This is a genomic window from Aliihoeflea sp. PC F10.4 (assembly GCF_054612275.1).
Window position 1 is genome coordinate 2480695 of sequence record NZ_JBTSWH010000001.1, and the last position, 12971, is coordinate 2493665.

Annotated in this window: 11 protein-coding genes, 2 pseudogenes and 1 riboswitch; of the genes and pseudogenes, 4 read left to right on the plus strand and 9 right to left on the minus strand. The window is 59.5% G+C overall.

What is annotated here, in order from left to right; all coding sequences use genetic code 11:
- Positions 1–45: 45 nt before the first annotated feature.
- Positions 46–387: pseudogene (locus ACX82Z_RS12565) on the plus strand (transposase); the annotation flags it as partial.
- Between the two features lie 99 nt (positions 388–486).
- Here the strand turns inward: ACX82Z_RS12565 and ACX82Z_RS12570 are convergent.
- The 9 genes and pseudogenes from ACX82Z_RS12570 to ACX82Z_RS12610 all read right to left on the minus strand — a co-directional run bounded on the left by ACX82Z_RS12570 (position 487) and on the right by ACX82Z_RS12610 (position 8904).
- Entirely contained in the window at positions 487–1818 is a 1332-nt protein-coding gene (locus tag ACX82Z_RS12570) for an NAD(P)/FAD-dependent oxidoreductase (RefSeq protein ID WP_459589231.1), read from the minus strand.
- Complete coding sequence (locus tag ACX82Z_RS12575; protein WP_459589233.1) at positions 1818–2528, minus strand: SDR family NAD(P)-dependent oxidoreductase; 711 nt, start codon at positions 2526–2528, stop codon at positions 1818–1820. The genes ACX82Z_RS12570 and ACX82Z_RS12575 overlap by 1 nt, the downstream gene beginning before the upstream one ends.
- Positions 2513–3040 (minus strand): MarR family winged helix-turn-helix transcriptional regulator, encoded by a 528-nt coding sequence (locus ACX82Z_RS12580; RefSeq protein ID WP_459589234.1) that lies wholly within the window; start codon positions 3038–3040, stop codon positions 2513–2515. Before ACX82Z_RS12580 ends, ACX82Z_RS12575 begins: the two co-directional genes overlap by 16 nt.
- 411 nt (positions 3041–3451) lie before the next feature.
- A pseudogene (locus ACX82Z_RS12585) lies at positions 3452–4201 on the minus strand (PepSY domain-containing protein); the annotation flags it as partial.
- Between the two features lie 29 nt (positions 4202–4230).
- Positions 4231–4671 carry an SCO family protein gene (locus ACX82Z_RS12590; RefSeq protein ID WP_459589236.1) on the minus strand — a complete coding sequence of 147 codons (441 nt, stop codon included), beginning with the start codon at positions 4669–4671 and terminating at the stop codon, positions 4231–4233.
- A 198-nt stretch (positions 4672–4869) separates the two neighbouring features.
- Complete coding sequence (prpB, locus tag ACX82Z_RS12595; protein ID WP_459589238.1) at positions 4870–5781, minus strand: methylisocitrate lyase; 912 nt, start codon at positions 5779–5781, stop codon at positions 4870–4872.
- A gap of 9 nt (positions 5782–5790) precedes the next feature.
- Complete coding sequence (gene prpC, locus ACX82Z_RS12600) at positions 5791–6957, minus strand: bifunctional 2-methylcitrate synthase/citrate synthase (RefSeq protein ID WP_459589240.1); 1167 nt, start codon at positions 6955–6957, stop codon at positions 5791–5793.
- Positions 6958–6967: 10 nt separating this feature from the next.
- The gene (locus tag ACX82Z_RS12605; protein WP_459589242.1) at positions 6968–8485 is read right to left on the minus strand and encodes an MmgE/PrpD family protein; all 1518 of its coding nucleotides are present in this window, start codon (positions 8483–8485) and stop codon (positions 6968–6970) included.
- Positions 8482–8904 carry an acyl-CoA thioesterase gene (locus tag ACX82Z_RS12610; protein WP_459589244.1) on the minus strand — a complete coding sequence of 141 codons (423 nt, stop codon included), beginning with the start codon at positions 8902–8904 and terminating at the stop codon, positions 8482–8484. The genes ACX82Z_RS12605 and ACX82Z_RS12610 overlap by 4 nt, the downstream gene beginning before the upstream one ends.
- Before the next feature lie 129 nt (positions 8905–9033).
- Here ACX82Z_RS12610 and ACX82Z_RS12615 point away from each other — a divergent pair, with 129 nt between their 5' ends.
- From ACX82Z_RS12615 to ACX82Z_RS12625, 3 genes are all read left to right on the plus strand, one after another.
- Complete coding sequence (locus ACX82Z_RS12615; RefSeq protein WP_459589245.1) at positions 9034–10449, plus strand: short-chain fatty acyl-CoA regulator family protein; 1416 nt, start codon at positions 9034–9036, stop codon at positions 10447–10449.
- Between the two features lie 66 nt (positions 10450–10515).
- Positions 10516–10714, plus strand: a riboswitch (cobalamin riboswitch).
- A 163-nt stretch (positions 10715–10877) separates the two neighbouring features.
- Complete coding sequence (locus tag ACX82Z_RS12620; RefSeq protein ID WP_459911732.1) at positions 10878–11861, plus strand: DUF1852 domain-containing protein; 984 nt, start codon at positions 10878–10880, stop codon at positions 11859–11861.
- 26 nt (positions 11862–11887) lie between these two features.
- A complete protein-coding gene (locus tag ACX82Z_RS12625; protein WP_459589247.1) occupies positions 11888–12916 on the plus strand; it encodes a methionine synthase in 1029 nt (342 codons plus the stop codon).
- Positions 12917–12971: the final 55 nt, after the last annotated feature.

The window sequence follows — 12971 nt, forward strand, 5'->3', positions numbered from 1 at the left end:
TTCCTATATAAAACATGGTGTTGAAGGCTGCGAGGGGCGCGTTTCATGGATCACCCAGAGGGTGCGGGCTTGCAACGGGCAGATCGGGTGGATTTCGACCCTCGCGTGCGGCTGGAATTTCGCGGCACGCAGCTCAGTTCCGACGGCGGCCTTCTGGTGATGCGCGAGCTTGATGACGCGCTCGGGTTGTCCGATTTGGCGTCAGCGGCGCTGCGCGATACTCGCTCTGGCAAGAACACGGTCCATCGGCTCGACGGCCTGTTCCGGCAATCAGTCTTTGGGCGGCTGGCCGGATACGAGGATGTCAACGACGCCAACCGTCTCGCCTGCGATCCGGTCATGCGCCAAGTTGTCGGCGGCAGAGCGGTCGATGCACAGTTGAGTACTTTCGTTCCTTTAGTCATGGTATTCCCCTTTTTTGCTCTTTGTTTCTCACGGCTTGTTTCGCCGTCTGCTTTTTGGCCGGCATATGCCGGCGATTTGGAATCAAAACCCGGAAACCAGCTCGATCTTCGAGCCGTCCGAGAACCGGCTGAAACGATAGTCTTTCGGATCCACGACTGGTGTAGTGCCGGTTACGAGGTCGGCCATAAGTTTTCCTGCTGCCGGCCCTATGCCGAAACCGTGTCCCGAAAAGCCCGATGCAAGAAAGAAGCCTGGCACTTTGTCGATGGATGAGATGACTGGTACGGCGTCGGGCGTGACATCGATATATCCTGCCCAACGCTGCGCAATTTCCGCATTCGCCAATGCGGGAAAAGCGCGTTTTGCAGCGGCGAGCGCCGTGTCCGAAAGACGCCGGTTAGGTACGGGATCGAGAACCCGATTATATTCGAAAGGGCTTGGTTCATCCAGCGACCACCTGGTCGGAATGCGCGCCTCATCGAGAAAGCTAAGGCCGAAACGCAGGTTCAAGGATCGCCATTCCTTGCGAAGGGCGGGCATGAAGTTCATCGCATATCGGAAGCTTTTGGGCACAATCCGCACGATGTTCTCGTGCCCCGAGGCGATGGTGTAGCCTCCGTCATGGCGCTTGCGGAGAGCGAAGTCGCTGTGCCAGATCGCCTGTTCCGGTCCCCCTTCGATCGGTTTTGTTCTCAGTACGGAGTTCATGACCTTCAGTTGCGGAAAATCGATGCCCATATTGCCAGCGAAGAGGTTCGACCACGCACCGCCTGCCAAAACGACCGCGTCGCACGCAATCGCGCCGCGCTCCGTCACGATGCCGCTTACGGCTCCGCCTGACGTTTCGATCCCACGCACGGCGCATTCGGTCAGGATATGGACACCGCGATCGCGGGCCGCCTCAGCGATCGCAGGCGCAGCAAGCTGCGGCTCTGCCCGTCCATCGACCGCTGCGTAAAGCGCGCCCTTGAGGTTCATTACGGCCCCCGGCACAAGATCGCGGAACTCCGTTCCTGAAACCATGCGGCTTTCGAATTGGTATGGCGTGAGCAGTTCGTTCCATTTCTCGTGATCAGCGTATTGCTGGTCCGTCGCACACGTGAAGACGATGCCAGCGCGTCGGTAGCCGGTCTCGCGACCTGTGCGCTCGTTAAGCTTCGGCCATATCCGCAACGCCTCGGCCATCAGAGGCACTTCGCGCGGATCGCGGCGCGAAATTCGCACCCAGCCCCAGTTGCGACTCGACTGTTCCTTGCCGATGCCTCCTTTTTCGCAAAGTGCGACGCGCAAGCCTCGTTCGACCAGTTCGAGCGCCGTGGACGTGCCGATGATCCCGCCACCGATGACAGCGACATCCACTTTGTCTGGAAGCTCGGCATCGCCGTGGACTGGAGTAACATAGGGACCCGGCATCAGAAACTTTCCTCGATCTGGCAATTGACTGCGAATTCCGCGACGCTGGCCTTATTCGGCAGAGATATGAGAAGGGAGATGATCCGAGCGAGATCGTCGGGATCGGTCATCTGTTCAGCGCCATGATCCGTAAGGCCGAGCGCCATGTCCGTCGCCACGAAGCCAGGACAGACCGCCGTCGCGCGGATGCCGAGATCGAAGCCGGCATGGCGGATCGAATGCGCCAGCGCCGTGGCGGCGAACTTTGTCAGCGCATAGCTTCCGGACTTGGCCGATTTGACCCGCTTTCCAGAAAGCGAGCTCAAAATGATAACCCGTCCGTTTCCGTTTTGAGCGAGCAGGTCCCAAGCCGCTTTTGCGAGCCTGCGCGGCGCCTGGACGTTGACATCGAACATCGCCTGGACGTCTTCGTCATCAGCCTCGATCACCAATTTGGCGATCATGATGCCGGCATTCGCGACGATAGTGTCGAGCGAACCGAACCGCTTGCGAACCTCCGCAACCCAACGCTCTTCGCCCGTTACATCGAGCGCGTCGTAATCGAAGAGATGGAGCCGCTCGATATGTTGGCTCAGCGCGGCATTGCCGGCCCAACCGGGAAGCGCGCCGTCGCGCACGCCTATGGATACATTATGTCTTTCGCAAAGCAGCCGCTTGGCAAGGGCGGCCCCGATCCCCCGCCTTGCACCGGAGATCAGAACCGTTCGCATAAGCGCCCCGCCTGCGGAACGAGCTGGAGGTAGATTTTTTGCAAGGTGCCGACGAGCGCGTCATGATCTTCCTTGCCGATCAAAGGCCCGAAAAACGCTTCTTCCTGCTCGATCACGATCTTGCGGACCTGCGCTGCTAATGCCGCTCCGTGCTCGGTCACGCAAAGCTCAAAAGCTCGGTTGTCATCGTCAGCGGTGCGCCGACTGACGATGTCGTGCGCAATGAAGCTGTCTATGATCCGCGTGACGTGACCGCGGTCTTTCATGATCCGCTCTGCGATCTCGGAGGGGCGAATTCCGGGATGGCTGTCGATCATCAGCAGTGCGGTGATCTTTCCCTTGCCTTTCGCAACTTCGAGCCCCTTCAGACGCTCATCCAGATCACGCGAAACGGCAATGTCGAGCGCTCGAATGAAGAAGCTGAGCGTTCCACCGAGAACGTCGAGGTCCGGGCTTTCATCGCTCGAAATCGAACCGACATATTTCTGATCGTCTGACGCCAGCACTGCCATGCCTCTACTCGTACCTATCCCTAGGTAAGGACATTTAATTGATAAACGCAACTATTTTTTGAAGAGCGGATCTGGCTCTCAAACGGCCAGCATTTAGCTGGTCTCTAATCTCAGATTTTTCTAAGCGGTTGTATCCACTATCGTCCGACGAGTTTATTGCCAGACGACTTAGCTTGGGCACAAAGCCTCTATTGCATCGATGGAATGCACGGAGTTCGGTGAACGTTTCGAAGGTCAGTTGCCCTGGCGTTTTTGTTCAAAAGACTGCCAAGTTGGGCAGTCAGGGTCTGGCCCCGAGACAAAACGGAAATCGATTTCCGTCTAATTAGTGACCAATGAGGTGGAAAACAGAACGACCGCTTTTCTCGAATCTGACTGAAAAGCGGACGTCCGATCATGCACGCCAATGCGCTAGGCGCTGCGATACCTCATCCGCGAGGCCGCGACGTCAAGAGCGATCATGATAAGCAGCGTCGCGCCGACGAGCGGGAACACAATCCCGCCGACGATCAGGATCGCAAACAGGCCTCGAAACACACGTTTGTCATTCGGCATGGGCGGCACACCGAGCGACCAGCTCGCCCTGCTCTTCCACCACATGATTCCCGCGGAGACAGCGAGGATGACGTTTCCGATGCAAACGGCGAGCAGCAGAATCTGGTTCGCCAGCCCTAACTTCTGGCCCATGTGGAAATTGATGCCGAACTCCAGCCAGCGGCCCAGCGGGCCGTAGCCCGCATAGCTCATGTCGACGAGCGGCTCACCCGAATACTGGTCGAGGTGAACGACGCGCTGCTGTGTCAGGTCGTCCGGGTAAACGGAGCCAGAGAAGACACCCGTCGGCGATTGCGGCAGATTGACTGCATAGCCGTGATGAAGGCCGAGTTCGTTAAAGGTTCGAACGGCGACGTCGATGCCAATCGCCGGCTGGTCGGTCCCGGCATTGGGCGAGGCAGGCACTTGCGCCTGCTCCATCTACCAACTCGTCAGCCCTTCGCTCGACAGACGCTCGCCGAACATCGGAACGTCGACGCACACGCCCGATGGATAGCCGAAATTGCTGCCGATCGCCCATTCTTTGACCTTGGCTTCCCAGACCTGCGACCACGGCATGCCGATGACGGCAAGGAAGACGATGAACCCACCAAGGAAGATGCCCGTGCCGACGAGGATGACCGTCAATCCCTCGGCTATTTCCTTGTATGCCTCGGCGATGTGGGCGACCTGATCCGTCGTGCCCGTGCCCCCCGGATACGTTTGTCAAAAACCGTTACGTATTCGTGCAGGATTTCGGGCGTGTCGCGCTGGGGATCGACCGTCACCATCACGAAGTTCATCCGATCGGCATCAGGCCCGAGGCGGTCGATCAGCGCCGACAACTCGAACAAGGTCGTCGGGCAGACATCCGGGCAATAGGTGAAGCCGAAGAAGATGGCGGACGGCTTGCCGATGAGGTCCGCTTCGGTCACCGCTTTGCCGCTATCGTCGACCATGTCGAAAGGGCCGCCGATGGCGTCCGACGCGCCCATGGCGCGAACGGTCAGTTCAACGTCGACGCTGCCGCTTTCGAATTGCAACGTGACCGGAACGCGATCGCCTTCGGACAGTGGCGCTTCAAGACCTATCAACATCAGATGATATCCGCCTGGAGCGAGCATCACCTCTTCGCCAGCCGGGATTTCCAACTCTCACTCAGATGACGCATCTTCATGACGTCGTCGACCATTTCCATGATGTGGATTTCGACACGCTGCGCAGTGGGTGACGATGCGCCTGGGCCATCCTGGACCACAATTTGCGCTCGCTGATCACCCGGCGCGTTATATCTGTCATACAGGCTCGGGAACGATGCTGGCCACGATCGAAGCGTCCAGAGCCTCGTAGTCGGCTAGACCGATTGTGTCGTAAAGCTCGGCACGGGTCTGCATGTCGCCGACCATCGCCTTCGTCGAGCCGTCTTTCTTCAACGTGGCGTAGAGCCGTTCCTGCGCCTTGTTGGCAACGCGCAGCGACGAGACCGGCCAGATCACCATCTTGTAGCCCATCTCTTGGAATTCGGTGGCGGTGAAGAACGGTGTGCGACCGAACTCGGTCATGTTGGCGAGCAGCGGGACGCCCGACATGCGCGCGGCGAATTCGCGGAACATCTCAGATGTGTTTAGCGCCTCGGGGAAAATGGCGTCGGCCCCGGCCTCCATATAAAGCTTCGCGCGCGCGACCGCGCCGTCGATCCCCTCGCTTGCCGCCGCATCCGTGCGGGCGACGATGTAAAGATGGCGGCGAGCCTTGGCGGCGGCTGCGACCTTGGCGGCCATGTCGTGCGCGTCGGCGAGCTTCTTGTCGTTCAAATGGCCGCATTTTTTGGGCAAGAGCTGGTCCTCGATATGGACCGCACCGGCACCTGCATCCTCGAATGTGCGGACCATGTGCATCACGTTGAGCGCCTCGCCATATCCCGTGTCGCCGTCGACGAGCAGAGGCAAGCCTGATGCGCGAGCAATCTGGCGGATGAAGAAGGCGACCTCATCCATGGTGATGATTCCAAGATCGGGCAGGCCCATCGACGCGGTCATCGCCGCACCGGAAAGATAGAAACCCTCGAAGCCAGCGGCCTTCGCCTGAAGCGCAGCCATTCCGTTATGCGCGCCGGGAAGCTGCGCGATGCCGCCGCGTGTCACGAGCGCGCGGAAGCGCTCGCCGGCGGGACGGTCGGGAAGATCGGACGAGACGAGATAGGGCATGCTGGTTCCTTATGCGGCCTTGCTGGCGGCACTGACGCGGCCGCGGCGTTCCATCGGGATGAAGTCGAGATTCTCCGGGCCGACATAGTTGGCTGACGGGCGGATGATCTTGTTGTCCTGACGCTGTTCGATGATGTGCGCGGCCCAGCCGGACGTTCGCGCGATAACGAAGAGCGGCGTGAACATCGCCGTCGGCACACCCATCATGTGATAGGAAACGGCGCTGAACCAATCGAGGTTGGCGAACATCTTCTTGGCATCGTCCATTGTCGTCTCGATGCGTTCGGCGATGTCGAACATCTTCGTCGAGCCCGCTTCCACCGACAGCTGGCGCGCAACGGACTTGATGACCTTGTTGCGTGGGTCCGCGACCGTATAGACGGGATGGCCAAAGCCGATGACGACTTGCTTTTCCTCGACGCGGCGGCGGATGTCTTCTTCCGCCTCGTCCGGATCGGCATAGCGCTTCTGGGTTTCGAAGGCGAATTCGTTCGCACCGCCATGCTTGGGTCCGCGCAATGCGCCGATGGCCCCGGTAATGGCCGAGTATACGTCAGAACCTGTTCCCGCGATCATGCGCCCCGTGAAGGTCGAGGCGTTGAATTCGTGCTCGGCATAAAGGATCAGCGACACATGCATCGCTTTTACATGCGATGGCTTGGGCGCGACGCCGTGAAGAAGACGCAGGAAATGCCCGCCGATGGAATCGTCGTCGGTCTCGACCTCGATGCGGCGTCCGTTGTGGGCGAAATGATGCCAGTAGAGCAGCATCGAGCCGAGCGAAGCCATCAGCCGGTCGGCAATGTCGCGTGCGCCGGGGCTGTTGTGGTCCGCCGCCTCCGGCAGGACGCAACCCATCGCCGAGACGCCCGAGCGCATGACATCCATCGGGTGCGTGGCGGCGGGAAGCAGTTCAAGTGTTCGCTTGACTGTCTGCGGCAGGCCGCGCAACGCCTTCAGCTTCGCCTTGTAGGCGGCAAGCTCCTCGATTGTCGGCAACGCGCCATGAACGAGGAGATGCGCGATCTCCTCGAACTCGCAGGTCTCGGCCACGTCGAGAATGTCGTAGCCACGATAGTGCAGATCGTTGCCGGTGCGCCCCACGGTGCACAGCGCCGTGTTGCCGGAGACGACGCCGGAGAGCGCGACGGATTTCTTTGGCTTCGGTGCGGTCATGTCGTCCTCCCTAACCGCGTTTCCAGTCGAAGATGCCGGTGCCGGCCACAGGACCGAGCCTGTCGGCATCGACGGTGAAGTTCAGGCCGGTGAGTTCTTCCGGCTTGAGGTCGAGCAGCCGCTCGACCGTGGCGATGAAGCGGTCCTGTTCGGCGGCGGCGACGATGCCCTCTGAAAGCGTGCGGAACTTCTTCACGTAGTCCAGCCGCGTGAAGGGGCGCGCGCCGAGCGGGTGGGCGTCGGCCACGGCCAGTTCGTCCTCGATCACCGTACCGTCCTGAAGCGTGATCAAGACGCGACCGCCGAACGCCTTCTCCTTCGGATCGTGGCTGTGGTAGCGCTTCGTCCATGACGGGTCCTCGACGGTCGAGATCTTGTGCCAGAGCGCAACCGTTTCGGACCGGTTCGCACGCTCAGGCGCATAGGAGCGCTCGTGATGCCAGCCGCCATCCTCAAGCGCGACGGCGAAGATATACATGATCGAATGGTCGAGCGTTTCGCGGCTCGCCTTGGGGTCCATCTTCTGCGGATCGTTCGCGCCGGTGCCGATCACGTAGTGGGTGTGATGGCTGGTATGGATGACGATGTTCTCCACCTTGGAAGTATCACCGACCTTCGGCCCCATACGGCGGGCAAGGTCGATCAGCGCCTGGCTCTGGTATTCGGCCGAATGCTCCTTGGTATAGGTGTCCATGATCGCGCGCTTGGCCTCGCCCTTCTCGGGCAGCGGCACGGCGTATTCCGCGCCGAGGCCTGAAAGCAGGTAGGCGATGAAACCGTCCTCGCCTTCCCATGCCGGCGACGGCGCGCCTTCGCCGCGAAGGACGCGATCGACGGCCTCGACCGCCATCTTCCCCGCAAAAGCGGGCGCATAGGCCTTCCAACTCGAAATCTCGCCCTTGCGCGACTGGCGCGTGGTAGTCGTCACATGCAGCGCCTGCTGGACGGCCTGATAGATCGTCTCCACCGATAGGCCGAGCGCCGTGCCGATACCGGCCGCCGCCGAAGGACCGAGATGGGCGATGTGGTCGATCTTGTGCTCGTGCAGGCAGATGCCTTTCACGAGATTGACCTGTACCTCATAACCAGTGGCCAGTCCCTTCGCGAGGGCTGCGCCCGACAGGCCGCAATGCTGCGCGACGGCGAGGATCGGCGGGATGTTGTCGCCAGGATGCGAATAGTCAGCGGCGAGAAAGGTGTCGTGGAAGTCGAGTTCGCGCACCGCCACGCCGTTCGCCCAGGCCGCCCATTCCGGTGAGACGCGCTTCGCGGTGGAGAGGCCGAACACGCTCGCGCCGGGCAGGAAGGGATGCGCAAGGGCCTGCGCCCGTGCGCTGACGACCGGGCGACGCGCCAGGGAGGCTGCGGCGACGGCGGCGTTGTCGATGATGCGGTTGCCGATCATCTCCACAACGTCAGCGTCGAGCGCAACATCGTCGGCGGCGACAGAAGCTATCTTCCAGGCAAGCTGGTCCTCGCGGGGGAGCTTTTCGGCGGATTTATAGGTGCGGACCTTATGCGACTTCACGGATGGCTTTCCTCTGCTTGATCAGACTCTGGGGCGGGAATGGGTATCGGGATGCCGTCGCCATCGACGGCGACCATCATGAACCGGCCGGAGACGGCCGGGCCTGCCGTCGCAGCGTCGTGCTGCTCGGGCACGATGTCGACGTCGACCGTCATCGAAGAGCGCCCCTGAAAGACGACCCTCGCGCGCATCTCGATTATGGATCCGACGGCAATAGGACGGATGAAATCGATGTTGTCCGCCTTGGCCATCACCACCGCGCAATGGGCATGACGGGTGGCACAGACATAGGCGGCCTTTCCCATCAAATGGAGAGCGTTCGCTCCATAAAGGGTGCCGTAATGGTTCGCCTGTTCGGGAAGCACCACCTCCAGAAAGTTGGCCTTTCCCTGCCTGCTCGTAATCGGTTGCGCGTCCAAATGCTGTGTCCGGTTGGCTTTTCAAATCCGCATTGTCCACATATGGTGAAATCGATAAACTACTGAAAATGCGTAGCTTTGCGAATTTGTCTTGTGAATTTGCAAAGTTTGCGAAGAACGGAGGGCGCGATGAAGAAGGCGTTCATGGGTGTACGCCTGAAAAGGCTGCGCGAAGAAAAGCGGATGACACAGCAGTCGCTCGCCGACACCTTGGGTATCTCGCTGAGCTACCTGAACCAGATCGAAAACAACCAGCGTCCGCTCACCGTGCCGGTCCTCCTGAAGCTCAATGCGTCCTTCGGCACCGACGTTCAGTTGTTCTCCGACAGCGACGAAGTGCGCATCGTCGGGGAATTGCGGGACGTTCTTTCGGACCCGGCGTTCGGCGAGGCGGTCTCCGTGGCGGAGATACGGGAACTGGCGACCAGTATGCCTGCGCTGGCGCGTGCCTTCATCAATCAGGGCCGCCGTCTCAAGCAGTCGAACGAACAGGTGCTGGCCTATTCGGCGCGGCTCGGCGGGGATGGGCACGACCGCGCAATGCCTCTGCCGTCAATGCCGTTCGAGGAAGTTCGCGATTTCTTCTACGCCCGACACAATCACATCGATGAACTCGACAGGGCGGCTGAAACGGCGGCGGGGGAAATGGGAATGCCGGTAGGCGATATGGCCGGTGCCATCGCCGAGCGCCTGCGAGAGCGTCACGGCGTTCTCATTGTCGATCTCGAAGAAAGCAGTTCGGCCCAGCGCAAATTCGACAAGGAGATGCGCGCGCTGCGTCTTTCAAAAAGGCTCACATCGGGACAGCAGGCCTTTCAAATGGCGACGCAACTTGCGTTTCTCGAGCAGATGGACGTCATCGGCAGCATCGTTGCGAAAGCCGGCTTCTCGAATGACGAAGCCCGCTCGCTTGGCAGGATCGGTCTGGCCAACTATTTCGCCGGAGCGCTCATATTGCCCTATGTGCCATTCCTGCGGATGGCGGAACAACTGCGCTATGATATCGAACTCCTGTCGCAGGAGTTCGGCGTCGGCTTCGAGACGGTCTGCCACAGACTGAGTACGCTCCAGCGACCTGAAGCACGAGGCGTCCCGTTCTTCTTCGTGCGGGTGGACCGCGCCGGAAACATGTCGAAGCGGCAGTCTGCAACCGACTTCCATTTTTCTCGTATCGGCGGCACGTGCCCGCTGTGGAACGTCTACGATGCCTTCTCGAATCCCGGGAGACTCTTGACGCAGGTTGCCGAGATGCCGGACGGCCGCGCCTATCTGTGGCTTGCCCGCATGGTCGAAAGCTCCCGCGGCGGACACGGCGCGCCCCGAAAGACATTCGCCATCGGACTCGGCTGCGACATCGTCCATGCCGATAGGCTGGTGTATTCAAAAGGCATTGCGTTGGCCGATCCCTCGATCCGCACGTTGATCGGTGCCGGTTGCAAGGTTTGCGAACGTGTCGGATGCACGCAACGGGCGTTTCCACCTTTGACGAAAACGATCGTCATCGACGACCGCACGAGTTCGTTCGCGCCCTATTCAACGGCGTGATATCTCTTAACGATGTTAACATATAAACATTTCTTTATGCGATATTGACATTCAAGCAAATCCGCCCGAAAGTGTGATCGTCATGGTTCCCCGCGCGTCTCTCGCGATGTCCGGGGCTAAGAGGGAAGTCGGTGTAAGACCGGCGCTGCCCCCGCAACTGTAAGCGGCGAGCTGATGTCCAAAATGTCACTGGGGTAAACCCTGGGAAGACGGGCAGAGGCGACGACCCGCGAGCCAGGAAACCTGCCTTGGCAAAGTAACGTCCACGGGCGGGGTGCCCGGTGTGCCGTAGCGGAGGCCGCATGGCGGCTCGTCTTGCTATGTGTCCGCTGACCCATGCCCCCAACTCATTGGGGTAAGCCATGTCTGAAACCGCAGCTCGTATCGCCACGCTGGCCGTGCAGCCTGTCGATCGCTATCCGTCCGCGATGAGCAACGACTTTACGTTTCGCCTGAAGAGCATTCGCTTCGATGAGGATTACCGTCCCTCGGACAATACCCGCGCTACAACCAATTTTGCAAATCTGGCCAGAGGGAAGAACCGGCAGGAGAATTTGCGCAATGCCTTGCGGATGATCGACAATCGATGCAACGCGCTGGCGCATTGGGATAACCCGGAGGGCGGTCGCTATACGGTCGAACTCGATATCATATCCGTAGAAGTGAACGTCGACCCGGGCGGCACCGACGATGCCTTTCCAGTAATTGAAATGTTGAAGACGACGATAGTCGACCGGAAGACCGGCCGGCGCATAGACGGCATCGTCGGCAATAATTTTTCCTCTTATGTGCGGGATTACGATTTCAGCGTGTTGCTGCCCGAGCACAACAGGAACCGACCTGAATTCAGCGCGCCGGACAATTTCGGCGACCTGCATGGCAAATTGTTCAAGTGCTTCGTCAATTCCGCCGCCTACAAAGAAAATTTCAAAAAGCCGCCTGTCATTTGCCTGAGCGCTTCAAGCAGCAAGACATATTGCCGGACGAACAACAGCCATCCTGTATTGGGCGTCGAATACCTGCAGGATGCGTCATCCTCGACCGATCTGTATTTCCAGAAAATGGGATTGCAGATTCGCTATTTCATGCCGCCGGACAGCGCTGCACCTTTTGCGTTTTATCATCTTGGCGATCTGCCTGGCGACTACACCAATCTGGAACTGATCGGCACGATCAGCACGATGGAGACGTTCCAGAAGATTTACCGGCCTGAGATCTACAACGCCAACTCCGTCGCAGGCGCTCACTATCGGCCCAGCCTGAAGCATCAGGATTATTCGCTGACCCGGATTGTCTATGACCGCGAAGAACGCGGCCGGCTGGCTGTCGAGCAGGGTAAGTTCACCGAGGAGCGCTTCATCAAACCATACAAGGCCATTCTCGAGCAGTGGTCCGCGAACTACGCCCTTTGATCAATCGAAACACAAGGTCATTCGTCTTGAAAACACTTTTGCCCACGTCAACCGCCGGCAGCTTGCCGAAGCCCTCCTGGCTTGCGGAGCCTGAGAAACTTTGGTCGCCCTGGAAACTGCAGGATGAGGAATTGATCGCAGGCAAGCAGGATGCCCTGCGCCTTTCCCTCGACGATCAGCGACAGGCGGGCATCGATATCGTCAGCGACGGCGAGCAGACGCGCCAGCATTTCGTCACAACGTTTATCGAGCAGCTCAGCGGCGTCGACTTCGAGAAACGCGAGACGGTCAGAATTCGTGACCGCTACGATGCGAGCGTGCCGACGGTCGTCAGCGCTGTTTCCCGCCCCAAGCCGGTCTTCGTCGACGACGCAAGGTTCTTACGTCAGCAGACCACGCAGCCGATCAAATGGGCCCTGCCGGGTCCGATGACCATGATCGATACGCTCTATGACGCCCACTATAAGAGCCGCGAGAAACTGGCCTGGGAGTTCGCCAAAATCCTCAATGAGGAAGCCAAGGAATTGGAAACCGCAGGCGTCGACATCATCCAGTTCGACGAACCGGCATTCAACGTCTTCTTCGACGAGGTGAACAATTGGGGGATTGCCACTCTGGAAAGGGCAATCGAGGGACTGGAATGCGAAACCGCCGTCCACATTTGCTATGGCTACGGCATCAAGGCCAATACGGATTGGAAAAACACGCTGGGATCGGAGTGGAGGCAGTACGAGGAATCGTTCCCGAAACTGCAGAAATCCAACATCGACCTGATCTCGCTGGAATGTCACAATTCACATGTTCCGATCGATCTGATCGAGCTCATCCGGGGAAAGAAAGTAATGGTGGGTGCCATCGATGTCGCATCGAATACCGTCGAGACGCCGGAGGAGGTCGCCGAAACCCTGCGAAAAGCACTAAAGTTCGTAGATGCCGACAAGCTCTATCCCTGCACGAATTGCGGTATGGCCCCGCTGTCTCGTCAGGTGGCGACCGGTAAGCTGAAGGCGTTGGGCGCAGGCGCTGAGATCGTCCGAAAGGAACTTTCCGCCTGAGCATTTGCGAAAGAGAGCGGGGACATGTGCGCGCCAATGCCAAGCATGTCCGCGA

Excerpts from the sequence above, each read along its gene's own strand:
- ACX82Z_RS12570 (WP_459589231.1), bottom strand. The coding sequence starts at position 1,818 with ATGCCGGGTCCCTATGTTACTCCAGTCCACGGCGATGCCGAGCTTCCA.
- ACX82Z_RS12575 (WP_459589233.1), bottom strand. The coding sequence starts at position 2,528 with ATGCGAACGGTTCTGATCTCCGGTGCAAGGCGGGGGATCGGGGCCGCC.
- ACX82Z_RS12580 (WP_459589234.1), bottom strand. The coding sequence starts at position 3,040 with ATGGCAGTGCTGGCGTCAGACGATCAGAAATATGTCGGTTCGATTTCG.
- ACX82Z_RS12590 (WP_459589236.1), bottom strand. The coding sequence starts at position 4,671 with ATGTTGATAGGTCTTGAAGCGCCACTGTCCGAAGGCGATCGCGTTCCG.
- prpB (WP_459589238.1), bottom strand. The coding sequence starts at position 5,781 with ATGCCCTATCTCGTCTCGTCCGATCTTCCCGACCGTCCCGCCGGCGAG.
- prpC (WP_459589240.1), bottom strand. The coding sequence starts at position 6,957 with ATGACCGCACCGAAGCCAAAGAAATCCGTCGCGCTCTCCGGCGTCGTC.
- ACX82Z_RS12615 (WP_459589245.1), top strand. The coding sequence starts at position 9,034 with ATGAAGAAGGCGTTCATGGGTGTACGCCTGAAAAGGCTGCGCGAAGAA.
- ACX82Z_RS12620 (WP_459911732.1), top strand. The coding sequence starts at position 10,878 with ATGAGCAACGACTTTACGTTTCGCCTGAAGAGCATTCGCTTCGATGAG.